Here is a 24,786-nt window from a genome sequence, read left to right as displayed (position 1 = left end):
CATTCGGACACAGACACAGCAGGAGAGCCGGGGTCAGTGCCGACATTTGGACACAGACACAGCAGTAGCCCCCCCCCCCCTTGCTGCCAAATGCTACGGTTGAACTCGTGTCCGAATGTCGGCACTGACCCCGGGGCACTGACCCCGGGGCACTGACCCCGGGGCACTGACCCCGGGGCCGGGGCTCGCCCTCCGGCTGCTGCAGCTTGCGCCATCCCTTGCCACCGGGCAGCGCCTGTAGCTGCGAAAACGCTTACGGCAGCGTTGCCGGCCGGGCGAAGTAGCCATCCGGGCCGGGCCATCCGTCACCGTCCATCCGTCGAAGGTTCTAATCCAAAATAGTTATTGTGGGAAAGTAAATAGCAAGTTTATACTTTACCGGCAGGCAACAGCAAAAGGCCCAGCCGCACACCCACCGCAAGCGCAGCTATTTTCCGGAGAAACGCATGGATAGTCAGAGCAATCAAAACATCGCCATCATTGGTCTTGGACGTATTGGATCGGCATTTCTCACCGAGATGTTGAAGAAGAAACGCGGCGGCGTTCACCTGACCCACGTCGCGGAGAAGATGGACACGCCGGGCAAGGCCCAAGCCGTCGCCGCCGGCATCGCCGTGGTCGGCCTGGACGAGCTGGTCGCACTGGGCGACAAGCTCGACGTCATCTTCGACCTGAGCGGCCTGCCGGAAGTGCGCAACGAACTGCGCCACAAGCTCGCCGCGGCGGACAACCACCACACCGTCATCGCCTCGGAAACCATCGCCCGGCTGATCGGGGCGCTGATCAGCGACCACGCCATGCCCGTCATCGAAGGCCGCAAGACCGGCTACTAAGCCGACATCGAAGCCGACATCGCGCCGCCGGGTACATAGGCGGCGCCACCCTGCCCCGCTCGCCCGCAGCCAAAATCAGGCGAACGTCAGCTGCATCTGGATGTGGGCGATGCCCGCCTCGAAGAATTCCTCGCCGTCGATAACGAAACCGTGCCGCTGGTAGAACGGCGCGGCCTGGGTCTGTGCGCTCAGCACCACCTTGCGGTCGCCGCGCGCCTTGGCCTGCGCCATCAGGGCTTGCAACAACGCGCCGCCGACACCGCTCCCCCGCGCGACCTTGCGCACCGCCATGCGGCCGATATGCCCGTCCGGCAGCAGCCGCGCGGTGCCGATGGGCATGCCGGCGGCGTCGTAGGCGACGGCGTGCAGGCAGACGGCGTCCATGTCGTCGAGTTCGATCTCGGCCGGCACCTTCTGTTCGTCGACAAAGACTTCGAAACGGATGAGTTTGGCATCGGCGCTCAGGGCGTCCCAGTTGCCGAAACGGATGTCGTGCTTGGCTGTATTGGTCATATTGCGGAGGCAAAGGGTGGCGAAGCGACGATTGTCGCACGCCGCCCGCGCCGGATGGAAGCGGCCCAGCACCGGCCGCCAAATACTCACCCCTCCGCCCGGATAGCCATTACTTTCTAGCCATCCATTTAGAACAAGGTCTGCTGCAAACTGGTCAGCGTGGCGAAGTCGTCGCGCAGGAAAGGCAGGATGGCGTCGGCCACCGGCTGCAACTGCCGCGTCAGGTAGTGCTCGTAGTCGATCGGCGCGCGGCGCACCTCCAAGGGCTCCGGCCCGGCCGTCGTCATAACATAGCGTATCCAGCCGCCGCGCTGATACTGCTGCGGCCGGCCGTGGCGCCGGTTGTACTCGTCGGCGATGCGCGCCGCTCGCACATGCGGCGGCACGTTGCGCTCGTACTCCTCCAGCGGCCGTCGCAGCCGCTTGCGGTAGACCAACAGCTCGTCGAACTCGCCGGCCGCCGTGCGCCGCACATAGTCGCGCAGATAGTCCTGGTAGGCCTCGCCCTTGAAGATGCGTTGGTACAAGGCCTGCTGGAATTGCTGCGCCAGCGGCGTCCAGTCGCTGCGCACCGTCTCCAGGCCCTTGTAGATCATCTCCTCCGTGCCGTCCGGCTTGCCGACCAGGCCGGCATAGCGCTTCTTGCTGCCCAGCTCGGAGCCACGGATGGTCGGCATCAGGAAGCGGCGGTAGTGCGTCTCGTACTGCAGCTCGAGCGCGCTGTCGAGGCCGAACTCCTCGCGCAGGTGGGCGCTCCACCACAGGTTGACCTGGGCCACCAGCGCGCGGCCGATCACGCCGGCCTGCGCGTCGTCGTGGGCATGGCCGAGCCAGACGAAGGTCGAGTCGGTGTCGCCATAGATCACCTGGTAGCCCTGCGCCTCGATCAGCGCGCGCGTGCGGTGCATGATCTCCTGGCCGCGCAAGGTGATCGACGAGGCCAGGCGCGGGTCGAAGAAGCGGCAGCCGTCCGAGCCCAGCACGCCGTAGAAGGCGTTCATGATGATCTTCAGGGCCTGCGACAGCGGCTTGTTGTGCTCGCGCTTGGCCGTCTCGCGCCCCTGCCAGATCTGCTTGACGATGGCCGGCAGGCAATGCTTGTCGCGCGCGAAGCGGCCGCCACGGAAACCCGGCACCGTCGCCGCCTCGTCCGCCATCGCCGTGCCGACCACCAGGCCGACCGGGTCGATCAGGAAGGTGCGGATGATCGAAGGGTACAGGCTCTTGTAGTCGAGCACCAGCACCGAGTCGTACAGGCCGGAGCGCGAGTCCATCACGTAGCCGCCCGGGCTGTTGTCGCCCACCACGTCGCCCAGGTTCGGCGCCACATAGCCCTGGCGGTGCATCATCGGCATGTACAGGTGCTCGAAGGCGGCCACCGAACCACCGCTGCGGTCGGCCGCCAGGCCGGTCACGCTGGCCCGCTCCAGTAGGAAGGTCAGCAGCTCGGTCTTGGCAAAGATGCGCGTGACCAGCTCGCAGTCCTTCAGGTTGTAGCGCGCCAGGGCCGGCTTGTCCTCGGCGAAGCGGCGGTCGATTTCGGCCATGCGGTCGTAGGGATTGTCGATCGACTTGCCCTCGCCCAACAGCGCCTGCGACACATGCTCCAGGCTGAACGAGGGGAAACTCCAGGTCGCCGACTTGAGCGCCTCGATGCCGTCGATAATCAGGCGGCCGGCGGCGGCGGCGAAGAAATGCTGCTGCTTGCCGCCGTGCTCGCGCCACTCCATCTCGCTGCCGTCGCGGCCGAAGCGCAGCGGCATGTTGTAGCGCTCGGCGTGCCGGCGCAGCACGCGCAGGTCGAACTGCACCAGGTTCCAACCGATGATGGCGTCCGGATCGTGCCGTTCCATCCAGCTGTTCAGCCGCTCGATCATCTGCGCGCGGCTGTCGCAATACTCCAGCTCGAAGTCGAGCGCGCCGGCCTCGGCGTTGGGCGGCCCCAGCATGTAGACCTGGCGCTGGCCGCAGCCCTCCAGCGCGATCGAGTACAGCTCGCCATGGGAGGTGGTTTCGATGTCCAGCGACACCAGCCGCAGCGTGGGCCGGTAGCCGGCCGCCGGCCGCATGTGGCTGTCGAGCAGCGGCCCCTTGGTGCCGGCGCCGGCGCGGCCGTCGAAGCTGACCGGGGCGGTGATGAAGCGTTCCATCAGGTAGCGCTCGGGCGGCCGCACGTCGGCCTCGTAGACGTCGACACCGTGCTCGCGCAGGCGTTTCTCCAGCTTCATCAACACGCGGTATTGGCGGCAATACAGGCCCAGCACGGGGCGGTGGTGGAAATCGGTCAGTGCCAGCGGCCGCAGCTCGCAATGGCGCTCGCCGCGCAGCACCAGTTCGGCCTGCTCGCGTTGCTCGGCCGGGATGAAGGCCACCGACGTCTGCGGCGGCAGGCGCAGGTGGCGCGGCCCGTCGTCGGTCGCCAGCCAGAAGTCGACCTCCGTGCCGGCGGCCGTGTCGCGCCAGTGGCGGGTTAATAGGAAACCCAAAAAGCCCTGTTGTGGTTGATCCAAGGTACTACCTTCAAAGCGCCGCTCAGGCGTGTTCTTGCATTATTCTTGATGCCTTATCGCATGGCGCCGCCGGCGGCGCACGGGCGGCGGCCCCGCATCTTAAAGCAAAGCGCCAACGCGCGCTGAGCGATCTTTACCGGGTAGCAACTAGCGGCGCCGGCTGGCTTGCCCGCCGGCTCAACAGCGACAGGCCCAGCACGCCGCAGGCCGTCAGCGCGACGGCGATCATCTCCGCCTGCGTGGCGTGGATGCCGGCGAAGTCGAGCACCGGATTGACGCGGATCTGCTCGATCAGCAGCCGCTCCAGGCCGGCCAGCACCAAATAGACCGAGAACAGCCAGCCGGTTTTGAACGGATGCTTGCGCAGCGCCCACAACAGCGCGAAGCAGGCGAAGGCCATCAAGGTCTCGTAGATCGGTGTCGGATAGACGCCGGGGGCGGCGATCAGTTCACCGTAGATATTGTTGTCGTAGGTCTGCGCCCAGGCCCAGGTGGGCAACCAGTCCGGCTTGAGGGCCATGTTGGCTACGCCGCCCCAGTCGCCGTCGCCGGAGATCTGACAGCCGATGCGGCCGATGCCGTAGCCCAACATCATGGCGCCGGCGGCGGCGTCGAGCAAGGGACGCGGTGTCAGGTTCCAGCGCTTGACGAACAGCATGCCGGTCAGCGTGCCGAAGATGAGGCCGCCGAAGATGCTCAGCCCAGAGCGGCTGAAGATCATGTCCCAAGGCGCGGCGGCAAAGCTGTCCAGATGCTCGAAGATGTGGAAGATGCGGGCGCCGAGCACGCCGGCGATCAGCACCGCGATGGTCAGGTCGGGCACGATGTCCTGCGGCGGCTTCTCGACCAGCACGGGCACGCCGTCCGCGCCTTTGACGTGGCGCCAGGCCTTGCCCAAGCGGCCGGCCTGGTACAGCCGGCGCATCTCCACCTTCATGCAGGCGCCGGCGGCCAGCGTCGCCAGGGCGACCAGCAGGCCGAAGGTGGCCAGCGGCATGGGCAGGTCGTAGCCGGTGTAGGCCTTGATGACATCGCTCAAATACGGATACGACATGAATTCTCTCTTCATCGATGCAGGTGGCCGCGCGAGCGGAAGCCGCAAATGTAGCACGTCCGGCCCGTCAAAACGGAGATGGTCGCAAACCTTCAGCCCGGATTAAGCCGTGGCCAGCGCAGGCCTGTTTGGCAGCAAGCCTACACCAGATGTCGATTGCCGCCACCTCGCGCGCAGGTGATCATGCGCAGACGATCATCCCCCGCTGCGAAACTTTGCCGAAGCTGCTTACGCCAGCACCGCGCTGACCGGCCTACGCGACGAGAACGGAAGCGCCGGCCCGTAGCCAAAGCGCATCACGATATCCGGTCGGCGCCCGGGCACGCCAACCAGGGCGGCAAGTTCCGGTCGCAGGCCGGCCACCTCCACCGGCTGGTTGATAAAGGCGTGCTTGAGGCCGAGCGCGGTGGCAGCGAGCGCAAAGCGCTGGCAGGCCATGCCGGCAAGTACCCAATGCTCGGGATCACTCTTCTGCGCGACAAACACCGCGACACCTGCCGATGACGCGATCTGTCGGGAGTATTTGTCATTCTCGGCCGCCGCCTTAAAGCCGACATCGAACAGCACCGGCCCAAGCCATGCCGGCAAGGGGGGATTGCCACTCGAGGCACTGAACAAGCCGTCGCCGGTCTGCATCGCTTGTCGAGGACTGAAACGCAGCCACGTTTTCAGTTCCCGCATGAAAGCGGGGTCCGCCATCTGCTTGCTGTTGCCGGCAACGACGAGATCGCGCACGCGCTCCATCCGCGGCCGATCCGAAATGAGGTGCAGATCGACGCCTGGTAGCGCTGCGGCCCTGGCCAGCGTTGCCAGGTCCGCCGGGCTGACGGGCTTGCCGTCATAGTCGCCACGGGTTGATTGCCGCTTTGCGATGGCCTCGAACAGCGCAGGCTCGGCGGCCGCGCCACCGCCGAACGAGAACACCACCGCGCCTTGGTCGGCCGGGTTGAAGCTGAGTTCGCCGGGCCTGCCGCCCATCGCTGCGGCGACGCCCAGATTTGCCGCCGCGCAGCCCAGACTTGCATACAAATGGTGATTGTCCGGGTCCACGGCGGCAAGCTGCCGCGCCAGATCGGGGTGGATTTCAATCCCGCTCTGCTTGATCTTAAACCACCATGGTTGAGTGTTGTGGCTGTTCGCTGCAAGCGCTGCGCAACGTACCAACTCGCTCGTTTCCGGCCTACGTGCTAACGCTGCGCGGTTTGCCGCAATGGAGGAGTTGTATTCCTCCATGGAGCCCATGCTACGCATTCCGAGATAAGCGCCGCCAACGCCGGCCAGCGCCACGGCGCCGCCGCCCAGCAGGATTGTTCGTCTGTTCAGCATAATAGTCCCCAGCTAGATCGAAGTGCTGCTCTTAGTATCATGCCAACTTTGAGGCTATGATCAGCCCATCAATTCTACCGGATAACTTTTCATGCTAGATATGTGCAACGCGGCCGGAGCGGCCAGGTGGTTTAGTCCACCTTCTGCAACTTGCTGCCGTACATAGCCTGGTCGGCATAGCGTAGCAACTGCTGCCCGTCACTGCCGTGCTCGGGGTAGTGCGCCACCCCGATACTCGCTGTGATAGTCAGACTACTGCCATCGGGCAGCAGAATGGGTGCCAACAGCACCTGGTGGATTTTGTCCCTGATCTGCGCAGCATCCTCGGGCACCAACATTTCCTCCAGGATGATGACGAATTCGTCGCCGCCGAGACGCGCCACGGTATCGGCTTCCCTCACGCATTCCTTCAGGCGTTGCGCCACTTTGCGCAGCAGCAAGTCTCCGCAGGCATGGCCAAAGGAATCATTTACTTCCTTGAATTTGTTCAGGTCGATGAAGAGCAGCGACAGCATGCTCTGGTGGCGCTGCGCCCGGGCCAGCGCCATCTCGAGCCGATCGTGGAACAGGCGCCGGTTGGGCAGTTGGGTCAGTTCGTCGTGCTGCGCCATAAAGCGCAGACTGCTATGCAACTGCTTGCGCTGAATCGCCGTCGCCACCTGCTTGGACACGAACATCAGCAAGTCTTGGTCGCGGTCGGTGTAGCTGTCCTGGCTTTGTCCACCGCTGCTCTGCAACAACAGCACGCCGATCAGGTCCTTGGTAGTTGCCAGGGGTGCGCCGATCCAACAGTCCGGCGCCGGCCCGGCAGCCGCCCGCAACTGCGCCGTCAGGTACGGCAGGGTCGTCGGCGAAATGCGCACCGGCAGGCCGCTGCGCAACACTTCCTCGCCCAGCAGGTGCGCCAACGGGTGCGGCGGCGCGGGACCGTCAGCGTTCGCATGGTAGGTGAACTGCAGGGGCCGGCCGTCTTCTCTCCGTAAGGCAACCCCGAATCCGGGCGCCGGCAGCAGCGCGCCGATGATCTGATGGACGCGCTGGAACAGGGTCGGTAAATCGTCGCTCGCATGAGCCGCTTCGGAGATCGCGTACAAGGCGACCTGCATGGCTTCGGCCTGCTTTATGGCGGTAACGTCGCGTGCCACGGCAACGCGCAACTGGTCCGCCTCGGACCAGCATGCCGACCACATGATGTGGACAATCTGGCCATCCTTGCGGACGTAGCGGTTTTCAAAGCTGGAATTGGCCTGGCCGTCCGTGATGGCGCGCGCCGCCGCCAGTGTACGGGCCCTATCCGCCGGCAACACCAGATCGATCATTTGCCTGCCGATCATTTCCTGCTGGGTGTAGCCGAAGATGCGCTCACAGGCGGAGCTGACAAACACAAAACGACCGTCGACGTCGACAATGCAGACGGCATCCATCAGCAAGTCAGTGAAGCGGGCGATTGTGGCTGAAAACGACTTTTTCATATCGCTCGATTCTAGTCCAAATTGTCAAACGCAAGCCGGTATCCAAGCCGCTGTTACCAAAGTCCAACAACTTGAGCGCGTTTGACAGGCAGGATGGGCCCGATTGGCGATGGCCTCACTTGGCTGCGCCACTCGCTGGCGTTCGCGGGTTCGCAAACAGCGAGAGTACTTTGGCTTCGGTGTCTGAATACTTCTCAATCTTCTCGCGGTCTGGAACGTTCACTGAATTTAGAAGGCTGCAAACCGACGCGAGCATTGCCTGCGCGAGGATGAGTCGATCGGCGTTAGGGTACTTTGCGTACAAGTCGTTGGTTATCAGGCCAACTCGTACAGAGAAGTCTGCGTCCTTTGCGTACTTCTGTAAGCGTCTTCCCAGCGCCGTCTGGACTACCTGAACAGCGTCATTCATGATCGAATCTTGGCACAGCATTTGTGCCCACACATTTCGATTATGGACACAAATTTTCAACCAATCATTTCCACGAATGCGCGCGGCCACTATCGCCAGCACCCGCTGGAGTTCAAGCGCGCATTGGTGGCGCTGTCGCTGGAGCCGGGTGCGTCGGTCGCTCGCATCGCCCGTGACCACGGCGTCAACGCCAACCAGGTGTTCAGCTGGCGCCGTCTTTATGAGCAAGGCCGCCTCGGCGTGCCTGCGTTAATGCGTGACGATGGCTTGTTGCCGGTGGTGCTGGCGTCAACGGTGCCGGCTCCGAGTAACGACACCGCCAATGCCAACGGTATTGTCGTGCTTGAGCTGGGCGAGGTCCGCGTGCGGATCGAAGGCCAGCCCAATGCATCGACGCTGGCGCAAGTGCTGGATCGGGTGCTGCGATGATCGGCCTGCCCACTGGTACCAAGGTCTGGCTCGCCGCCGGCACCACCGACATGCGCTCCGGTTTCAATGGCCTGGCTGCCAAAGTGCAGACGGCGCTGGAGGAGGATCCGTTCAGCGGCCACGTGTTTGTGTTCCGTGGCCGACGCGGCGACCTCGTCAAATTACTGTGGTGGAGCGGCGATGGCCTGTGCCTGTTGGCCAAGCGGCTTGAGCGCGGGCGCTTCATCTGGCCGCAGGCCAGCAACGGCTCTGTGGCGCTGACACCGGCGCAGCTGTCGATGCTGCTTGAGGGGATAGACTGGCGGCGGCCGGAACGCACGTGGAAACCGACGTCGGCCTTGTAAACGTCGCAGGGCTCGCGTAAACTTGGCCCATGCTCAACCTTGCCGACCTGCCCAACGACATCGCCGCCTTGAAGGCGCTGCTGCTCGCCCAAGACGAGTTGGTGGAAGGTCTGCGCGATCAACTGAACACGCGCGCCGTCGAGATCGAGCACCTCAAGCTGCAGATCGCCAAATTGCGGCGCATGCAGTTCGGCCGCAAGTCCGAAAAGCTGGACCATCAGATCGAACAGTTGGAACTGCAACTGGAGGACCTGCAGGCCGACGAGGCCGAGGCGGCCCGCGAGATGCCGGCGGCCGACCAGGCGCCGCGCAAGAAGTCGGTGCGCCGGCCCTTGCCCGAGCATCTTCCGCGTGACGAGAAGGTGTATGCGCCGACGGCCGATGCCTGCCCCGCCTGCGGTGGCGGCCTGCGGCCGCTGGGCGAGGACGTGGCCGAGCAACTGGAGTTCGTGCCGGCCAGCTTCCGCGTGATCCGCCATGTACGCCCCAAGCTGGCCTGCGCCTGCTGCGACGCCATCGTCCAGGCGCCTGCGCCGAGCCGGCCGATCGAGCGCGGCATCGCCGGCCCCGGCCTGCTGGCGCACATCCTGGTGGCGAAGTTCGCCGACCACCTGCCGTTGTACCGCCAGTCCGTCATCTACGCCCGCGAAGGCGTCGACTTGGATCGCGCGCTGCTGGCGAGCTGGGTCGGCGCCGCCAGCGCCTTGCTGCGTCCGTTGGTCGACGCCGTTCGACGCCATGTGCTGGCCGCATCGAAGTTGCATGCCGACGACACCCCGATTCCGGTGCTGGCGCCCGGCAACGGCAAGACCAAAACAGCGCGCCTGTGGACCTATGTGCGCGACGACCGGCCCTCCGGCGACACCGCGCCGCCGGCGGTCTGGTTTGCCTACACGCCCGACCGCAAGGGCATCCATCCGCAGACACACCTGGCCAAGTTCGAAGGTGTGCTGCAGGCCGACGCCTACGCCGGCTTCAACGCCTTGTTCGACGACGGCAAGGTCCGCGAAGCGGCCTGCTGGGCGCACGCGCGGCGCAAATTCCACGACCTGCACGCGGCGCGACCGACGCCGCTGAGCACCGAGGCACTGCGCCGGATCGCCGAGCTCTATGTGATCGAGGCCGAGATTCGTGGCAAGCCGCCCGACGAACGAAAAAATGCCCGGCAAGCCCGCTCGCGCCCACTGCTCGACGACCTCGAGCACTGGCTGCGCGCCACGCTCGACACGCTATCGCGCAAGTCCGACACGGCGGCGGCAATCCTGTACGCGCTCAAACTCTGGCCGGCGCTGCTGCGCTACTGCGACGACGGCGCCGTCGAGATTGACAACTCGGCGGCCGAACGCGCCTTGCGTGGCGTGGCCATCGGCCGACGCAACTATCTGTTTGCCGGCGCCGACAGCGGCGGGGAGCGCGCCGCCGCGATCTACTCCCTGATCGGCACAGCCAAACTGAACGGTGTCGACCCCGAAGCCTGGTTGCGGCACGTGCTGACGCATATCGCCGATCATCCCGTCAACCGGGTTGATGATTTCTTGCCTTGGAACTGCAACCTGCCGGCAGCCCTCTGAGATTACGCCGCTTCCCAGCGGTGTGATGCCATCATCGATCAAATCACCAGCCCGCTCAAGACGTCACTGGGCAGACGCTTACGAAGAACCCGACTCTGAGTATCCTTGTACGCCGACAGTTTCTCCGGCGCGGAGAGAGAAAGTCCCTTGATGACTTCGCATGATTGTGCGAGGAGCGCCTGCATTACTACCAACTTGTCAGCATTAGGATACTGGCGATAGACGTCACGCATCCCGCCTTCTATGGCGATACCAAATCCGCTGCCGGAACCCAACTTTGTCACTGACGCTAGAGTGGCAGTTACAGCAGCACGAATGTATGGTGCGGTCTGGGCTGGTGGGTCTATGCATTGCTGGGCGTGTGCTGGGCTCAGCAGACACAGGGTCATGAACGTCCAGATAGATCGGCCGGGCGGGTTGTATAAGTGGTGGGGCATGCGCAGCATCCAATCATGGGTGGGAGTGGGTGTTGAACTATGAACGGACAGTCATGTGCGAGTGCTTGCTTTCGTGAGGCCTAACGCCTGAGATAAGGGGACGAGAATCGGTACGATTCTTGCTTTCCTTGATTAAATAGTTAGGGCTGACCCGGAGTGCTGGGGCGGACCGACTCAACTCTAAAGCTGATTGTAGTGTCTTCAATCGGTAGGTTGCTGCCACACATTCGCATTTAGCGAAGCAAACTTCATCTGAATGTAAGTGATTGTCTTGTCATGGTACGTACGGTCAGCCTCGCCAACAGCCAAAAAGCCATTGCGTAGGTAAAATTTCCGCGCTCCTATATTCGACTTCGCAACGTTAAGAACAAGACCAGCCGCATTCATCGAGAACGCGGCGTCAAGCAACGCTTGTCCAACGCCAATACCGCGAGCATCCCGGCGAACGAACAATGCACGTAATTGATTGTCGTGTACGGCTGCGAATCCTAAAACTTCACTATCTTCGAAAACCACTACAGTTGACTCCTTGAACGCTGCCAAAATAACAGCATCTTGGTCTAGTGGAGTGATTTCAAACTCACCGCTTTCGAACTGAAGCTCGTCCCGTTTTGCGTCAATATAGATACGACACACAGCGCGAAAATCTAGTTCAGTATAGTCGCGTACGAGCATCGTTGCTTTCCTCCAAATCTCGAGTGGCGGCTCATGGCCGAACACCGACTTTATTTTAATTGAACCGCATTGCAGTTTCGAGGTGTCGCATTCTCATGAAATAGGTCCGCCAAATATTCACACAACTCCGAAGTTGTGCGTTTCCGGCTGGTTTTGGTAAATTGACCACTCTCAACAGGCTTAATTCAAGCCGAACAGTTCAGCATCCACTGCACGCCAAACCGGTCGGTCAACTTACCGAAATAGTCGCCCCAAACCTGCGTATCTAGAGGTGTGGTGACTACGCCTCCGTCCGCCAATTTGTCAAAAATCTGTTTCGTCAACTGCTTATCATTCATCTGCAAAATATGTGCGGACCCTCGCATTGGCTCCGCATCATCATTGTCAGAGGCAAAGAACAGAACACCCGGCCCTTCAAATCTTGCATGCATGATTTTGCCGCGCATGGATTCATGACGAACCGGCATGCCATCAACGCCAAATCGCAAAACATCGCTTACTCGGCCCAGCCCGCACTGGGTGTAAAACTCCAATGCCTGCTCGCAAGTTGTAGTGAAAAAGAGATAGTTGGACAATTGCATCAATTCATCCTCGTAAACATGTAAGAAGCGGCGAAAATTGCTTAATTTACACTAAACTTACCGAAGCAAGCAAAAAACCATTCTGGCCGAGCTGAGGCCCCTATGCCGCCACCCCAGGCCACACCACAGCTTGCGCCACAACAACATTTTCGCCATTGAAGGTCAGTGCCGGCGAACCGTAAAGTACATATCCAAGTGCCAGGGCTTCGCTAACACGACGGCAAAACTTCGCATCGTCTGGACCAGTTAGAACTCGGTACACTGGCAAGTCGTCCGGTGGAGTGCTCATGGTTTGCTGATTCCTATAAATGATTGCTGGCTAGCAGTAGCATTGCCGAAGAGCTCGCTTAGTACAATGCCAACTTTAAGTGTATTATCACGTCGTCAATTCTACAAGATTATTCCCATGCCATTTCGACTTCTCATTGCACTCCTCTTTGCCACCTCGACCGCCATGGCTGCGCCAGCCACGGAGACCGCGCCGAAACCCCTGATCGATCAGGTCGAGCGCTTGACGGAGCTACTGCGCGATCCATACGCGGTCGGCTATCCGAAGGCGACCCTGTTCAAGATGCTGAGTCCGCAAAAAGGCGAGCAAGTGGCGCTGACGGTATTTACTGTGGAAGGATTTGGCGGCGGCAACAACCACACCCAGTATTTCGCCATGTTCAGCTACGAAACGGACGAAGACGGAAAGCGGCCCCACTACACCTTGATGGACGTGATTCCCATCGGCGGCAAGGGCTGGCGCGGCGTGACGAGTCTGGCCGCGAAACTGGTGCGCGATCCGAAAACGCACACTGCGGAAATCACCATCCCTGCACTGGAAGTCGGCCCGGACGATGCACCGAACTTCCCGAGCAAACGGACAACGATCAAGTTGGTACTGAAGAATGGACGGCTTGCCGAAGTTGGCAAGCCGTAAGGTAGATGCGGATTGCGGCTGAAGAAAGCCAAATGATATGACCTTGAAGCATATGCCGGCCGGCGGCGACGTTGGCCGCCGCCGGCCGATTCAAGTCTAGCCTCAGGCCTTGGGCGCAGCCTCGCCCAACTTCATCTTAGCCCGCAGGGCCTCGCGCACATGCGGCGTGGCCTTGTACGGATCGCTCGGATTGCGATGCTGCACGATCTCTTCCATGCGCATCTGCACGCCGGCCAGCGCGTCTGGATGCGAGTAGATGTAGAACTGGCCGTCGGCGATCGCCTTGAAGGTCAGCTCGGCCACGTCGACGGCCGATACCTTGCCGGACGACACGGCCTTGTCCGTCATCGCCTGCGAGGCCAGTTGGCTGGCGGTTGGTCCCTTGGTCATGCGCACGTCGTCGGGCCGGTTGCGGTGCGACTGGCTGATGCCGGTCGGCACGAAGTACGGGCACAGCACGGAGGCGCCCACCGGCGCGCCGACCAGTTGCAGATCCTGATACAAGGTTTCCGTCAGCGACACCACGGCGTGCTTGGAAACGTTGTAGACGCCCATCGCCGGCGCGTTCAACAGCCCGGCCATCGAGGCGGTGTTGACGATGTGCCCCTCGAAGGACGGGTCCTTGGCGGCGGCGTCCAGCATCAGCTTGGTGAAAATGCGCACGCCGTGGATCACGCCCCAGACGTTGACGCCCAGCACCCACTCCCAGTCCGCCTCGGTGTTTTCCCAGATCAAGCCGCCCGAACCCACGCCGGCGTTGTTGAACACCAGGTTCACGCCGCCGAACTCGGCGACGGTGGCGTCGGCCAGCGCCTGCACCTGCTCGCCCTTGCGCACGTCGCAAAGCATGGCGATGACGCTGGCGCCCTGGGCCGCCAGCTCTTCCTTGGCGCGGTCGAGCGCGTCGCGCTGCACGTCGGCCAGCACCAGTTTCATGCCCAGGCGCGCCGCCACGTTGGCGAATTCCCTACCCAAACCGCTCGCGCCGCCGGTAATGACGACGACTTTGTCTTTGAATGTTTTCATCAGATCAGTTTCACCAGTTGTTTGCCGAAGTTTTTGCCTTTGAGCAGGCCAATGAACGCTTCCGGGGCGGCGGCCAGGTCGGGCGCCACCGTTTCCCGATACTTGAGCTTGCCGGTCGCGACCAGCATGCCCAGTTCCGTCAGGCCTTGCGGCCAGAATTCCATGTGCTCGGTGACGATGAAGCCGCGCAGCGTCAGGCGGTTGGTCAGCAGGACGCGGGCGTTCTTGATCTCCACGTCGGCGCCGTTGTAGCCGGCGATCATGCCGCACAGGGCGACGCGGGCGAAGGCGTTGGTGCGCGCCAGCGCGGCGTCGAACACCTCGCCGCCGACGTTTTCGAAGATGGCGTCGATGCCGTTCGGCGCGGCGGCGGCCAAGTCGGCCTGCAGGTTGCCGGCCTTGTAGTCGACGCAGGCGTCGAAGCCCAGCTCGTTGACGACGTAGTCGCACTTTTCCTTGCCGCCGGCGATGCCGACCACGCGGCAGCCGCGCAGCTTGGCCAGCTGGCCGACCACGCTGCCGACGGCGCCGCTGGCGGCCGACACCGCCACCGTCTCGCCGGCCTTCGGTTGCATGATCTGGTTCAGGCCGTACCAGGCGGTCATGCCGGTCATGCCGACCGGGCCCAGATAGGCCGACAGCGGAATCCGGCTGACGTCGAGCTTGCGCAGCAGGGCGCCGTCGGAGACGCCCATTTCGGCCCAGCCGAACATGCCGGCGACGTGCTCACCGACGGCGAACTTGGGGTTCTTCGACTCGACCACCTGGCCGACGGTGCCGCCGATCATGGTTTCGTCGAGCGGCTGCGGCGCGGCGTAGCTCTTGGCGTCGCTCATACGGCCGCGCATATACGGGTCCAGCGAGAGGAAATGGTTGCGTACCAGCACTTGGCCGTCGGCCAGGGCGGGCACCTCAACCGTCTCCAGGCGGAAATTGCTGGCTAACACTTCGCCGCGCGGGCGCTGGGCTAGAACAATGCGTTGGAATGTAGTCATGTCGATGCTCCTTAGACGGCGGATACGCCGCCGTCCACCGCCAACGTCTGGCCGGTGATGTGTTTGCCGGCGTCGGAGGCGAACAGCACCGCCACGCCCTTCAAGTCCTCGTTGTCGCCGATGCGTTGCAGCGGCGCGCCCTTGGCCAGCTCGTCGCTGCCCAGTTTCTCAAGGATGCCCTTGGTCATCTTGGACGGGAAGAAGCCCGGCGCCACCGCGTTGACGGTGATGCCGTAGGCGCCCCACTCGCCCGCCAGGGTGCGCGTGAAGTTGATCACGGCGGCCTTGGAGGTGTTGTAGGCAATGGTTTTCATCGTACCCGGCGGGTTGCCGCTGAAGCCGGCGATGGAGGCGATGTTGATGATGCGGCCATACTTGCGCGGAATCATCGAGCGCTTGCCGACCGCCTGCGACACCAGGAAGATGCTGCGGATGTTGAGGTTCATCACCTTGTCCCAGGCTTCGATCGGGTGGTCCTCGGCCGGCGCGCCCCAGCTGGCGCCGGCGTTGTTGATCAGGATGTCGATGTGGCCGAGCTGGCTCATGGCGGCGTCGACCAAGGTGGTGACCTGGGCGTCGTCCTGCAGGTCGGCGGCGACGGCGGTGGCGGTCACGCCCTGCTCGGCCAGGAAAGCCAGCGCCTCGTCCAAATCGGCCTGCTTGCGCGAGGAGATCACCACCTTGGCGCCCTGCTCGCCCAAGGCCAGCGCCATTTGCAGGCCCAGGCCGCGCGAGCCGCCGGTGACCAGCGCGGTTTTACCGGCGAGGGAAAACAATTCTTGTGTTGTACGCATGTCTCTTCCTTATTGTTGTGGGGGTTGCGGTATTAGATTTCGTAATCCATGCACTGGCGCGCTTCGCGCACGGCGCCGAAGAATGGTTTGAGCGCCAGGTGCGAGGGATGGTTCTGGTAGGCGTCCAGCGCGGCCTTGTCGGCAAATTCCGAGTAGAGCACCACGTCGTACGTCGCCTCCAGGCCGGGCTGGGCCACCACCGCCTCCAATTTCAGGATGCCGGGCACCAGATCGGCGCAGGCGTCGAGCATGGTTTTCATCTTGGCGGCGTTGCTGGCGCGGTCGGCGCCTTCGGCGTGTTCCTTGAGTTTCCAGAGGACGATGTGTTTGATCATATGTTTTTCGTATCGATTCGTTAAAACCACGCGTTTTGCATATCGAGCGTGGTGGTGTCTATGCTTTCGAGCAAGGCCAGCTGCTGTTCGACCTTGGGCAGTTCCCAGCGGAAGAAGAAGCGGCAGGCCTGCAACTTGCCCCGGTAGAAGTCGGTGTCGGCGGCCTTGGCCTCGGGCAATTGGCTGGCGGCCAGCAGCGCCTGCTGCAGCCAGATCCAGGCCACCACCACGTGGCCGACCGCTTCCAGGTAGGCGCTGGCGTTGGCCAGCGTCTTGTTCATGTCCCCGGCAGCATACAGGGCCAGCGTGACTTGTTCCACCCGTTGCCAGCTGGACTCCAGCGCGGCGGCGTGGGCCAGCAGTTCGCTGGCGAGCTCGGCGGCCAGCTCGGCCGGCAGGCCGGCGCCGGCGTGGGCCGGCACGCCGACGCTGCCGCGCACCTTGCGCACGGTCTTGCGCAGCTCGCCGGCGAAGGCCTTGAACAGCGCGCCGTCCTGCATCGACACCTTGCGGCCCAGCAAGTCCAAGCCGTGGATGCCGTGGGTGCCTTCGTGGATGGCGTTCAAGCGGTTGTCGCGGTAGAACTGTTCAACATTGTATTCGCGGGTGTAGCCGTAGCCGCCGTGTACCTGGATCGCCAGGCTGTTGGCCTCGACGCACCATTGCGAGGGCCAGGACTTGGTGATCGGGGTGAGGAAGTCGAGCAGGCGGCCGGCGTGCTCGCGCGCCTCCGGCGTCTCGGCGCTGCGTTGCTCGTCGACCAGGCGGGCGCTGTACAGCACCAGGCCGAGGCCGCCTTCAACGTAGGCCTTCTGCGCCAACAACATGCGTCGCACGTCGGTGTGCTCGATGATGGGCAGCTGCGGCTGGGCCGGGTCCTTCTGCGCCGGATGGCGGCCCTGCGGCCGGTTGCGGGCATAGTCGAGCGCGTGCAGGTAGCCGGTGTAGCCGAGCACGGCGGCGCCCAGGCCGACGGCGATGCGCGCCTCGTTCATCATGTGGAACATGTTGGCCAGGCCTTGGTGGGCGGTGCCGACCAGGTAGCCGATGGCGCCGCCCTTGCCTTCCGGCTGGAACTTGCCCTCGCCGAAGTTGAGCAGGCAGTTGCTGGTGCCGCGATTGCCCATCTTGTGGTTCAGGCCGGCCAGCACGACGTCGTTGCGTTCGCCCAGGCTGCCGTCGGCGTTGACCAGGAACTTGGGCACGAGGAACAGCGAGATGCCCTTGACGCCGGCAATCGGCTTGCCGTCCGGGCCGGGGATCTTGGCCAGCACCAGGTGGACGATGTTGCCGGCCAGTTCGTGCTCGCCGGCCGAGATCCACATCTTGTTGCCGCGCAGGCGGTACTGGCGCTCGCCGTCGACGCCGGCGGCCGGGTCCGGTTCGGCGCGGGTGCTGATGTCGGACAGGCTGGAGCCGGCCTGCGGCTCGGACAAGCACATGGTGCCGAAGAACTTGCCGGCGAACATGGGCTCGACAAAGCGCCGCACCTGTTCCGGCGTGCCGCACTTGAGCAGGGTGTTGGCGCTGCTGACGGTGAGGAAGATGTAGGCGGCGGTGCTGACGTTGGCGCTGGTGAAGTAGGCCGACAGCACCTTTTCCACCACCGTCGGCAGTTGCATGCCGTCGCGCTCGAAGTCCTGGCCGGCGGCCATCAAGCCGGCGGCGCAGAAGGCGTCCAGCGCGGTTTTGACCTCGGGAACGATTTGCACGCGCAGGCAGTTGCCGTCCGGCACGGCGTGCGGCTCCTGCTGGTCGCTCTTTTTATTGTGGGGGGCGAATAGGTCGGTGGCGATCTGTTCGGCCGTGTCGATGGCGGCGTCGAAGGTTTCGCGGTTGTGGTCCTGGAAGCGCGGGCGGCGGTTCAGCGCCTCCGCGTCCAGCCATTCGTAGAGCATGAATTCGATGTCGCGGCGCGACAGCAGGGTCGATTGCATTCGGGTGCCTTGAGGAGGTGGAATGTGCTGATGGCGTGAGATGGCATGAGATGGCGAGCTGGCAAACCCGGCGGCGCGCAGCGAGGGTCAGAGCATAGGGTCAGACCCTAGGGTCTGACCCTGAAGCCGTGTCGCGGCCGAGGCCGTTTAGACCACTTCGAACAAGCCGGCCGCGCCCTGGCCGCCGCCGATGCACATCGTCACGACGACGTACTTGACGCCGCGGCGCTTGCCTTCGATCAGCGCGTGGCCGGTCAGGCGGGCGCCCGACACGCCGTAGGGGTGGCCGACGGCGATGGCGCCGCCGTTGACGTTGAGGCGGTCGAGCGGAATGCCCAGCTTGTCGGCGCAGTACAGCACCTGCACGGCGAAGGCTTCGTTGAGTTCCCACAGGCCGATGTCGGCGACCGTCAAGCCGGCCTTCTTCAACAGCTTGGGAATGGCGAAGACGGGGCCGATGCCCATTTCGTCCGGCTCGCAGCCGGCCACGGCGAAGCCGCGGAAGATGCCCAGCGGTTGCAGGCCCTTGGCGGCGGCGGTCTTGGCGTTCATCACGATGGCCATCGAGCCGCCGTCGGAGAACTGGCTGGCGTTGCCGGCGCTGATCACGCCGCCGGGCACGGCGCTGCGGATCTTGGAGACGGCCTCGTAGGTGGTGTCGGCGCGGATGCCCTCGTCGGTGGAGATGGTCACTTCGCGGCTGAGCAACATGCCGCTGGCCTTGTCGGCCACGCCCATGATGGTTGTCATCGGCACGATCTCGGCGTTGAACAGGCCGGCGGCCTGGGCGGCGGCGGCCCGTAGCTGGCTCTGCGCGCCGTATTCGTCCTGGCGTTCGCGGCTGATGTTGTAGCGCTTGGCGACGGTCTCGGCCGTTTGCAGCATCGGCCAGTAGATCTCCGGCTTGTGCTCGGCCAGCCAGACTTCCTTATACATATGCATGTTCATCTCCTGCTGCACGCAGGAAATGGACTCGACGCCGCCGGCGGCGTAGATGTCGCCCTCGCCGGCGATGATGCGCTGGGCCGCCGTGGCGATGGTTTGCAGGCCGGACGAGCAGAAGCGGTTGATGGTCATGCCGCCGGTGCTCACCGGGCAACCGGCACGGATGGCGATCTGCCGCGCGATGTTGCCGCCGGTGGCGCCCTCGGGGTTGGCGCAGCCGACCAGCACGTCCTCCACCTCGCCGGCCTCGATGTTGGCGCGGGCGATGGCCGCCTGCAGGGCGTGGCCGCCCAGCGTGGCGCCGTGCGTCATGTTGAACGCGCCCTTCCACGATTTGGCCAAGGCGGTGCGGGCGGTCGATACGATGACGGCATCTATCATGTGAGTCTCCTGGAGGAAAAGTGTTTTGTTTTGTCATCCGCAAGCCGGACGCGCGGGTCGCCCCGCACGCCGCGGCGCGGTATTGTGTGCACTGATAAGGACGAGAATAGCATATTTTAGTACGGTCGTTCGCAAATTTTCAGAGAACTTTTTATAGCAGCTTTCACCCCGATCCACCTTAATATTCTGTAAGCTTTGCGTAAGTTTGGAGCAAGCTTGGCGTAAGCTTAAGCGCCCACACTCAGTCAAGCTGATAAAAACGGGGAGAACACCCGAATCCGCCGACGTTGCTCAATAAATAATATAAGGAGACAAATCATGGCAGTTACAACCGGCAGTTCTGCGGATGTGCGCAAGATGGGCCAAAAGTCCAACCCGATCACGCCCGAGGAACGCAAGGTCATCTTTGCATCCTCGCTGGGGACGGTGTTCGAGTGGTACGATTTTTACCTGTACGGCTCGCTCGCATCCATCATCGCCAAGCAATTTTTCATCGGCGACCCCACCACCACCTTCATTTTCGCCCTGCTGGCATTTGCCGCCGGTTTCATCGTGCGTCCCTTCGGCGCGCTGGTGTTCGGCCGCCTGGGCGACATGATCGGGCGTAAATACACCTTCCTGGTCACCATCCTGATCATGGGCGCCTCGACCTTCATCGTCGGCCTGCTGCCCGGCTACGCCGCGATCGGCATCGCCGCCCCCATCATCCTGGTCACCCTGCGCATCCTGCAGGGCCTGGCGCTGGGCGGCGAATACGGCGGCGCGGCCACCTACGTCGCCGAGCACGCCCCCGAGGGCAAGCGCGGCGCCTTCACCGCCTGGATCCAGACCACCGCCACGCTGGGCTTCTTCCTGTCGCTGATGGTGATCCTGGGCACCCGCCTGGCGATCGGCGAGGAAGGCTTCAACGCCTGGGGCTGGCGCGTGCCCTTCCTGGTCTCCGTGCTGCTGCTCGGCGTGTCGGTGTGGATCCGCCTGTCGATGAACGAGTCGCCCGCCTTCGCCAAGATGAAGGCCGAGGGCAAGACCTCGAAGGCGCCGCTCAGCGAGGCCTTCGCCCAGTGGAAGAACTTGAAGATCGTCATCCTGGCGCTGGTCGGCCTGACCATGGGCCAGGCCGTCGTCTGGTACACCGGCCAATTCTACGCCCTGTTCTTCATGCTGCAAACGCTGAAGATCGACATCGCCACCGCCAACATCCTGATCGCCATCGCGCTGCTGCTGGCGACGCCGTTCTTCATCTTCTTCGGCACCCTGTCGGACCGCATCGGCCGCAAGTACATCATCCTCGGCGGTTGCCTGATCGCCGCGCTGACCTACTTCCCGCTGTTCGCCGGCCTGACCCACTTCGGCAATCCGGCGCTGGAAACGGCCTTGAAGAACTCGCCGGTGGTGGTGGTGGCCGACCCGGCCTCCTGCCACTTCCAGTTCAACCTGACCGGCACCAAGAAGTTCCCCTCGTCCTGCGACATCGCCACCCAGATCCTGGCCGCCGGCTCGGTCGCCTACACCAAGATCGACGCGCCGGCCGGCAGCATGGCCGTCATCAAGGTGGGCGACAAGGAACTGACCTCGTTCAACGCCGTCATGACCGCCGACGGCCTGAACTTCGACGCCGACAGCAAGAAGAAGGAGGCCGAGTTCAAGAAGGAGGCCGGCACCGCCATCAAGGCGGCCGGCTATCCGGCCAAGGCCGATCCCGAGCAGATCAACAAGCCGATGATGGTCTTGCTGCTGTTCGTGCTGGTGCTGTACGTGACCATGGTGTACGGCCCGATCGCCGCCATGCTGGTCGAAATGTTCCCGACCCGCATCCGCTACACCTCGATGTCGCTGCCTTACCATATCGGTAACGGCTGGTTCGGCGGCCTGCTGCCGACCACCGCCTTCGCGCTGGTCGCCTTCAAGGGCGACATCTACTACGGCCTGTGGTATCCGATCGTGATCGCCCTGGCGACCGTGGTGATCGGCACCCTGTTCGTCAGCGAGACGCGCGACAACGACATCTACGCGGCCGACTGATCCACCTGCGCAGCAAGACGAAAGCCGCCAGCGATGGCGGCTTTTTTTTGACCCCACACCCCGATACCCCACGGGGTCTGACCCCGTACGGGGTCAGACCCCTGGGTTGCGGGTTGCGCCACTGCCCCCGCAGTCGATCAAAAAAAACGCATCAGGTCTGTTCGGCCACCTCATGCTGGTACATCAGGCGGTGCTGCTGGAAGGCCTCGCCGATGCAGTTGCGCAGCAGCTCGTCGTTCCACGGCTTGGTGAAGAAGCGGTAGACGGCGCCACGGTTGATGGCGTCGATCACCGACTCCAAGTCCGTGTAGCCGGACAGGATGATGCGGATGGTCTCCGGGTACAGCGCCTTGACCCGGCTGAGGAACTCGGTGCCGCTCATCTCCGGCATGCGCTGGTCGGACAGCACCACCTGCACCCGGTGCAGCGCCAGCAGGGCCAGCGCGTCGGCGGCGTTGTTGGCGGTGAGGATGCGGTAGCCGTCCGGCCGCAGGGTGCGCGACAGCGCCTTGACGATGTTGACCTCGTCGTCGAGGATCAACATGGTGCGCTCGGCGCTGTCGCTCGGCAACGCCAGCTTCTTGTGCGCGGCCAGCATCTCGGCGAAGGCGGCCGGCGCCACGGCCTTGCTGAACAGGAAGCCCTGCATCTCGTCGCAGTGTTGCCGCCGCAGGTAGTTCATCTGCCCCTCGGTCTCGACGCCCTCGGCGATGACGTTGATGTGCATATTGTGCGCCAGGCCGATAACGGCGTTGCAGATGGCGGCGTCGTCGGGCACGGTGGTGACGTCGCGCACGAAGGAGCGGTCGATCTTCAGCTGGTCGATGGGGAAGCGCTTCAAATAGCTCAGCGAGGAGTAGCCGGTGCCGAAGTCGTCGAGCGAGATGCCGACGCCGAGCAGCTTGAGCTCGGCCAGGATGGCGACGGCCGCCTCGACGTCGTGCATCACCGCGCTCTCGGTCACCTCCAGCTTGAGCGCGCCGGGCGCCAGGCCGTTGCCGCTGAGCGCGGCGCGCACCACCTGCAGCAGGTCCTTCTGGTGGAACTGCCGGGCCGACAGGTTGACCGCCACCGGCGGCACCGCCAGGCCCTGCTCGCGCCAGGCGCGCAGCTGGGCGCAGACCTTGTCGATGGCCCAGGCGCCCAGCGGCAGCACCAGGCCGGTTTCCTCGGCCAGGCGGATGAACTCGGTCGGCGCCACCATGCCGCGGGTCGGATGGCGCCAGCGCATCAGCGCCTCGGCGCCGGTGATGTTGCCGTTGGCCAGGCTCACCTGCGGCTGGTAGTGCATCAGCAGCTCCTGCCGCTCGAGCGCCTGGCGCAGGTCGGCCTCCATCGAGAAGCGCGCCGCCATGCGGGCGTTCATGGCCGGCGCGAAGAAGCGGAAGGTGTTGCCGCCCAGGCCCTTGGCGTCCTGCATGGCCAGGTCGGCGGTGCGCAGCAGCGCCGTCGGGTCGGCGCCGTCGTCGGGGAACAGGCTGATGCCGATCGAGGCCAGCGGCCGCACGTTGGGCGGGCCGCCGGGCAGCGGCTGGCCCAGCCGCGCCAGAATGGTGGTGGCCAGCGCGCCGGCCGCCGCGCCGGACTCGACGTCGGGCAGCAGGATGACGAACTCGTCGTTGGCCGGCCGCGCCACCGTGGCACCCTCGCCGGCCAGCGACTCGAGCAGGCGGGCCACCTCGGCCAGCATCTGGTCGCCCACCTTGTGGCCGAAGTTGTCGTTGACGTCGCGGAAGCGGTCCAGGTCGACGAACAGCGCCGCCAGCTGCTTGCCGCCGGCCCTGGCCTGCTCGGCGGCCTGCGCCAGCCGGCCCTCCAGGGTGACCCGGTTGGCCAGCCCGGTCAGCGTGTCGAAGCTGACGCGGTGGTCGAGCAAGGCCTCGATGCGCTGCCGCTCGGCCGCCTCGCGCACGCGGGCGATGCCGTGCTCCAGGTTGCGCAGCAGCTCGCCCAGCAGCGCCAGCTCGGCGGCGTCGAAGCGGCCGACAGCGCCGTCATACAGGTTGAGCGCGCCGATCACCTCGTCGCCGCAGCACAGCGGCATGGCGACGCAGGACAGCAGCCCGCGCGGCAGCGCGCCGCCGCGCCAGGCGGCGAACAATGGGTCGTGGGCGACGTCGCTGGTGGCCAGGATGCGGCGCTGGACGATGGCGGTGCCGGCGGCGGCGCGGCGGCGCACGTCCTCGCCCCAGCTCAGCTTGAGCTGGTCGACATAGTCGCGGTCGCTGCCGCCGTGCGCCACCGGCTCGATGTGCTGCTCGGCGTCGCGGCGGGCGTAGCCTATCCAGGCCAGCCGGTAGTGGCCGGCCTCGACCAGCGCCTCGCAGAAGGCCTGCAGCATCGCCATCTCGTCGACGGCGCCGGCCAGCGCCGCGTTGCAGGCGCCGCGCAGCGCCACCACGCGCTCCAGCACCAGCAGGCTGGCGGCCTGCTGGTGGCGCACGTCCTCGTTGTGGCGGGCGTCGACGGCCAGGTCGTTGAGGGTGTTGACCAGTTGCTCGAACTCGCTGGCGCTGTTGACCTGCAGCCGCTTGGGCAGCTTGCCGTCGGCCACGTCGCGGGCGAAGGCGACGCATTCGCGCAGCGTGCGGTCGATGCCGCGCACCACGGCGAAGGCCAGCATCAGGCCGATGCCCAGCGCCACCAGCGGCGCCAGCAGGGCCAGCAGCGTGGCCTGGTGGCGCAGCCAGCCCAGGCGCCGCTCGCCGGCCAGGCCGGCCTCGGTGGCGTGTTCGCTCAGCGCGGCGATGCGCTGGGCCAGTTGCGCATAGGCGCCGGCCTGGTAGCTGAGCAGGCCGATGTCCTGCGCCTCGCTGCGCAGCGGCTCGGCGGCCACGGCGGCGGCCAGGCGCATGTTTTCGCGCACGTCGCGCAGCGCCGCGAGCCGCGCCGGACCATCGACGGCGCCCTGCAAGAGCGCCGCGCTGGCGCGCAGGCTGAGCTCGACGATGCGGTTGTCGCGCTCGACGAATCCCTGTAGTGCGGAGGAAAGGTATTGCTGGCTGGCGGTGACCGCCAGTATCGCCAGCAGCACCGGCGCCACCAGGGCGGCCATGCCGACCAGCAGGCGGGTGCGCAGGCTCAGCTGCTGGAACTTCTGCTGGAACTTAGCGAGTGCTGCCATGGCGCGGGGATTTCATCGGGTGGCTCCTGTTTGACAAGGCGCAGAACATGCGCGAAAAGATGAACCTGAAATCAATCTTACCGCGTTTTTATTTCGCCAATTGCCTGTTAGAAGGCCGCCGCCATCCGCGCAACACTAGCAAGAAAAA

General features: G+C 64.3%; 22 protein-coding genes. 6 read left to right on the top strand and 16 right to left on the bottom strand.

Annotated elements, in window-relative coordinates; all coding sequences use genetic code 11:
- Window positions 1-446: 446 nt before the first annotated feature.
- Window positions 447-833 (top strand): Gfo/Idh/MocA family oxidoreductase, encoded by a 387-nt coding sequence (locus BM252_RS17455; RefSeq protein WP_093388938.1) that lies wholly within the window; start codon window positions 447-449, stop codon window positions 831-833.
- A 75-nt stretch (window positions 834-908) separates the two neighbouring features.
- On the opposite strand, the gene BM252_RS17450 is transcribed toward BM252_RS17455, so the two are convergent.
- The 5 genes from BM252_RS17450 to BM252_RS17430 form a co-directional block, all read right to left on the bottom strand.
- On the bottom strand, window positions 909-1,346 hold the full coding sequence (locus BM252_RS17450) for a GNAT family N-acetyltransferase (RefSeq protein WP_093388937.1): 438 nt from the start codon (window positions 1,344-1,346) through the stop codon (window positions 909-911).
- Window positions 1,347-1,474: 128 nt separating this feature from the next.
- On the bottom strand, window positions 1,475-3,856 hold the full coding sequence (locus BM252_RS17445) for a DNA polymerase II (protein ID WP_093388936.1): 2,382 nt from the start codon (window positions 3,854-3,856) through the stop codon (window positions 1,475-1,477).
- Window positions 3,857-3,989: 133 nt separating this feature from the next.
- Window positions 3,990-4,910 carry a prolipoprotein diacylglyceryl transferase gene (locus BM252_RS17440; protein WP_093388935.1) on the bottom strand — a complete coding sequence of 307 codons (921 nt, stop codon included), beginning with the start codon at window positions 4,908-4,910 and terminating at the stop codon, window positions 3,990-3,992.
- 228 nt (window positions 4,911-5,138) lie between these two features.
- Window positions 5,139-6,236, bottom strand: coding sequence for an Acg family FMN-binding oxidoreductase (locus BM252_RS17435; protein WP_245774314.1), 1,098 nt, complete (start codon window positions 6,234-6,236; stop codon window positions 5,139-5,141).
- Window positions 6,237-6,367: 131 nt separating this feature from the next.
- Window positions 6,368-7,708 (bottom strand): sensor domain-containing protein, encoded by a 1,341-nt coding sequence (locus BM252_RS17430; protein ID WP_093388934.1) that lies wholly within the window; start codon window positions 7,706-7,708, stop codon window positions 6,368-6,370.
- A gap of 418 nt (window positions 7,709-8,126) precedes the next feature.
- On the opposite strand from BM252_RS17430, the gene tnpA reads away from it, so the two are divergent.
- From tnpA to tnpC, 3 genes are read left to right on the top strand one after another with little or no spacing between them, the layout of a single operon-like run.
- Window positions 8,127-8,546 carry an IS66-like element accessory protein TnpA gene (gene tnpA / locus BM252_RS32230; RefSeq protein WP_139236570.1) on the top strand — a complete coding sequence of 140 codons (420 nt, stop codon included), beginning with the start codon at window positions 8,127-8,129 and terminating at the stop codon, window positions 8,544-8,546.
- Window positions 8,543-8,890 carry an IS66 family insertion sequence element accessory protein TnpB gene (gene tnpB / locus BM252_RS17415; RefSeq protein WP_093388931.1) on the top strand — a complete coding sequence of 116 codons (348 nt, stop codon included), beginning with the start codon at window positions 8,543-8,545 and terminating at the stop codon, window positions 8,888-8,890. The genes tnpA and tnpB overlap by 4 nt, the downstream gene beginning before the upstream one ends.
- A gap of 29 nt (window positions 8,891-8,919) precedes the next feature.
- Window positions 8,920-10,461: an IS66 family transposase gene (tnpC, locus tag BM252_RS17410; RefSeq protein WP_093388930.1), complete on the top strand. Its 1,542-nt coding sequence runs from the start codon at window positions 8,920-8,922 to the stop codon at window positions 10,459-10,461.
- A gap of 638 nt (window positions 10,462-11,099) precedes the next feature.
- Here tnpC and BM252_RS17405 read toward each other — a convergent pair.
- From BM252_RS17405 to BM252_RS17395, 4 genes are all read right to left on the bottom strand, one after another.
- Entirely contained in the window at window positions 11,100-11,573 is a 474-nt protein-coding gene (locus BM252_RS17405) for a GNAT family N-acetyltransferase (protein ID WP_093388929.1), read from the bottom strand.
- A gap of 50 nt (window positions 11,574-11,623) precedes the next feature.
- A complete protein-coding gene (locus BM252_RS32225) occupies window positions 11,624-11,698 on the bottom strand; it encodes a DUF7661 family protein (protein WP_425442335.1) in 75 nt (24 codons plus the stop codon).
- Window positions 11,699-11,758: 60 nt separating this feature from the next.
- Entirely contained in the window at window positions 11,759-12,154 is a 396-nt protein-coding gene (locus BM252_RS17400; protein ID WP_093388998.1) for a VOC family protein, read from the bottom strand.
- A 100-nt stretch (window positions 12,155-12,254) separates the two neighbouring features.
- Entirely contained in the window at window positions 12,255-12,443 is a 189-nt protein-coding gene (locus BM252_RS17395) for a DUF1737 domain-containing protein (protein ID WP_093388928.1), read from the bottom strand.
- Between the two features lie 117 nt (window positions 12,444-12,560).
- On the opposite strand from BM252_RS17395, the gene BM252_RS17390 reads away from it, so the two are divergent.
- Window positions 12,561-13,079, top strand: a complete 519-nt coding sequence (locus BM252_RS17390) for a hypothetical protein (RefSeq protein ID WP_139236568.1) — start codon at window positions 12,561-12,563, stop codon at window positions 13,077-13,079.
- 102 nt (window positions 13,080-13,181) lie between these two features.
- Here the strand turns inward: BM252_RS17390 and BM252_RS17385 are convergent, their stop codons facing one another.
- From BM252_RS17385 to BM252_RS17360, 6 genes are all read right to left on the bottom strand, one after another.
- Complete coding sequence (locus BM252_RS17385) at window positions 13,182-14,105, bottom strand: SDR family oxidoreductase (RefSeq protein ID WP_093388926.1); 924 nt, start codon at window positions 14,103-14,105, stop codon at window positions 13,182-13,184.
- Entirely contained in the window at window positions 14,105-15,100 is a 996-nt protein-coding gene (locus tag BM252_RS17380) for an NADP-dependent oxidoreductase (RefSeq protein ID WP_093388925.1), read from the bottom strand. Before BM252_RS17380 ends, BM252_RS17385 begins: the two co-directional genes overlap by 1 nt.
- Before the next feature lie 11 nt (window positions 15,101-15,111).
- On the bottom strand, window positions 15,112-15,894 hold the full coding sequence (locus BM252_RS17375) for an SDR family oxidoreductase (RefSeq protein WP_093388924.1): 783 nt from the start codon (window positions 15,892-15,894) through the stop codon (window positions 15,112-15,114).
- 32 nt (window positions 15,895-15,926) lie between these two features.
- Window positions 15,927-16,229 (bottom strand): Dabb family protein, encoded by a 303-nt coding sequence (locus tag BM252_RS17370; protein ID WP_093388923.1) that lies wholly within the window; start codon window positions 16,227-16,229, stop codon window positions 15,927-15,929.
- 20 nt (window positions 16,230-16,249) lie between these two features.
- The gene (locus BM252_RS17365; protein WP_093388922.1) at window positions 16,250-18,166 is read right to left on the bottom strand and encodes an acyl-CoA dehydrogenase; all 1,917 of its coding nucleotides are present in this window, start codon (window positions 18,164-18,166) and stop codon (window positions 16,250-16,252) included.
- Between the two features lie 147 nt (window positions 18,167-18,313).
- Window positions 18,314-19,492, bottom strand: a complete 1,179-nt coding sequence (locus BM252_RS17360) for an acetyl-CoA C-acyltransferase (protein ID WP_093388921.1) — start codon at window positions 19,490-19,492, stop codon at window positions 18,314-18,316.
- A gap of 318 nt (window positions 19,493-19,810) precedes the next feature.
- Between BM252_RS17360 and BM252_RS17355 the strand changes: the two genes are divergently transcribed.
- Window positions 19,811-21,514 (top strand): MFS transporter, encoded by a 1,704-nt coding sequence (locus BM252_RS17355; protein ID WP_174900569.1) that lies wholly within the window; start codon window positions 19,811-19,813, stop codon window positions 21,512-21,514.
- Window positions 21,515-21,665: 151 nt separating this feature from the next.
- Here the strand turns inward: BM252_RS17355 and BM252_RS17350 are convergent, their stop codons facing one another.
- Window positions 21,666-24,638 carry an EAL domain-containing protein gene (locus BM252_RS17350; protein ID WP_093388919.1) on the bottom strand — a complete coding sequence of 991 codons (2,973 nt, stop codon included), beginning with the start codon at window positions 24,636-24,638 and terminating at the stop codon, window positions 21,666-21,668.
- Window positions 24,639-24,786 lie beyond the last annotated feature (148 nt).

This window comes from Rugamonas rubra (assembly GCF_900114705.1).
GTDB classification, from domain to species: Bacteria; Pseudomonadota; Gammaproteobacteria; order Burkholderiales; family Burkholderiaceae_D; genus Rugamonas; species Rugamonas rubra.
The sequence above is the reverse complement of the archived record's forward strand: the minus strand, read 5'-3'. Positions and strand labels throughout refer to the sequence as shown.

Excerpts from the sequence above, each read along its gene's own strand:
- BM252_RS17455 (WP_093388938.1), top strand. The coding sequence starts at position 447 with ATGGATAGTCAGAGCAATCAAAACATCGCCATCATTGGTCTTGGACGT.
- BM252_RS17450 (WP_093388937.1), bottom strand. The coding sequence starts at position 1,346 with ATGACCAATACAGCCAAGCACGACATCCGTTTCGGCAACTGGGACGCC.
- BM252_RS17440 (WP_093388935.1), bottom strand. The coding sequence starts at position 4,910 with ATGTCGTATCCGTATTTGAGCGATGTCATCAAGGCCTACACCGGCTAC.
- BM252_RS17435 (WP_245774314.1), bottom strand. The coding sequence starts at position 6,236 with ATGCTGAACAGACGAACAATCCTGCTGGGCGGCGGCGCCGTGGCGCTG.
- BM252_RS17430 (WP_093388934.1), bottom strand. The coding sequence starts at position 7,708 with ATGAAAAAGTCGTTTTCAGCCACAATCGCCCGCTTCACTGACTTGCTG.
- tnpB (WP_093388931.1), top strand. The coding sequence starts at position 8,543 with ATGATCGGCCTGCCCACTGGTACCAAGGTCTGGCTCGCCGCCGGCACC.
- tnpC (WP_093388930.1), top strand. The coding sequence starts at position 8,920 with ATGCTCAACCTTGCCGACCTGCCCAACGACATCGCCGCCTTGAAGGCG.
- BM252_RS17405 (WP_093388929.1), bottom strand. The coding sequence starts at position 11,573 with ATGCTCGTACGCGACTATACTGAACTAGATTTTCGCGCTGTGTGTCGT.
- BM252_RS17400 (WP_093388998.1), bottom strand. The coding sequence starts at position 12,154 with ATGCAATTGTCCAACTATCTCTTTTTCACTACAACTTGCGAGCAGGCA.
- BM252_RS17395 (WP_093388928.1), bottom strand. The coding sequence starts at position 12,443 with ATGAGCACTCCACCGGACGACTTGCCAGTGTACCGAGTTCTAACTGGT.
- BM252_RS17390 (WP_139236568.1), top strand. The coding sequence starts at position 12,561 with ATGCCATTTCGACTTCTCATTGCACTCCTCTTTGCCACCTCGACCGCC.
- BM252_RS17385 (WP_093388926.1), bottom strand. The coding sequence starts at position 14,105 with ATGAAAACATTCAAAGACAAAGTCGTCGTCATTACCGGCGGCGCGAGC.
- BM252_RS17380 (WP_093388925.1), bottom strand. The coding sequence starts at position 15,100 with ATGACTACATTCCAACGCATTGTTCTAGCCCAGCGCCCGCGCGGCGAA.
- BM252_RS17375 (WP_093388924.1), bottom strand. The coding sequence starts at position 15,894 with ATGCGTACAACACAAGAATTGTTTTCCCTCGCCGGTAAAACCGCGCTG.
- BM252_RS17370 (WP_093388923.1), bottom strand. The coding sequence starts at position 16,229 with ATGATCAAACACATCGTCCTCTGGAAACTCAAGGAACACGCCGAAGGC.
- BM252_RS17365 (WP_093388922.1), bottom strand. The coding sequence starts at position 18,166 with ATGCAATCGACCCTGCTGTCGCGCCGCGACATCGAATTCATGCTCTAC.
- BM252_RS17360 (WP_093388921.1), bottom strand. The coding sequence starts at position 19,492 with ATGATAGATGCCGTCATCGTATCGACCGCCCGCACCGCCTTGGCCAAA.
- BM252_RS17355 (WP_174900569.1), top strand. The coding sequence starts at position 19,811 with ATGGCAGTTACAACCGGCAGTTCTGCGGATGTGCGCAAGATGGGCCAA.
- BM252_RS17350 (WP_093388919.1), bottom strand. The coding sequence starts at position 24,638 with ATGGCAGCACTCGCTAAGTTCCAGCAGAAGTTCCAGCAGCTGAGCCTG.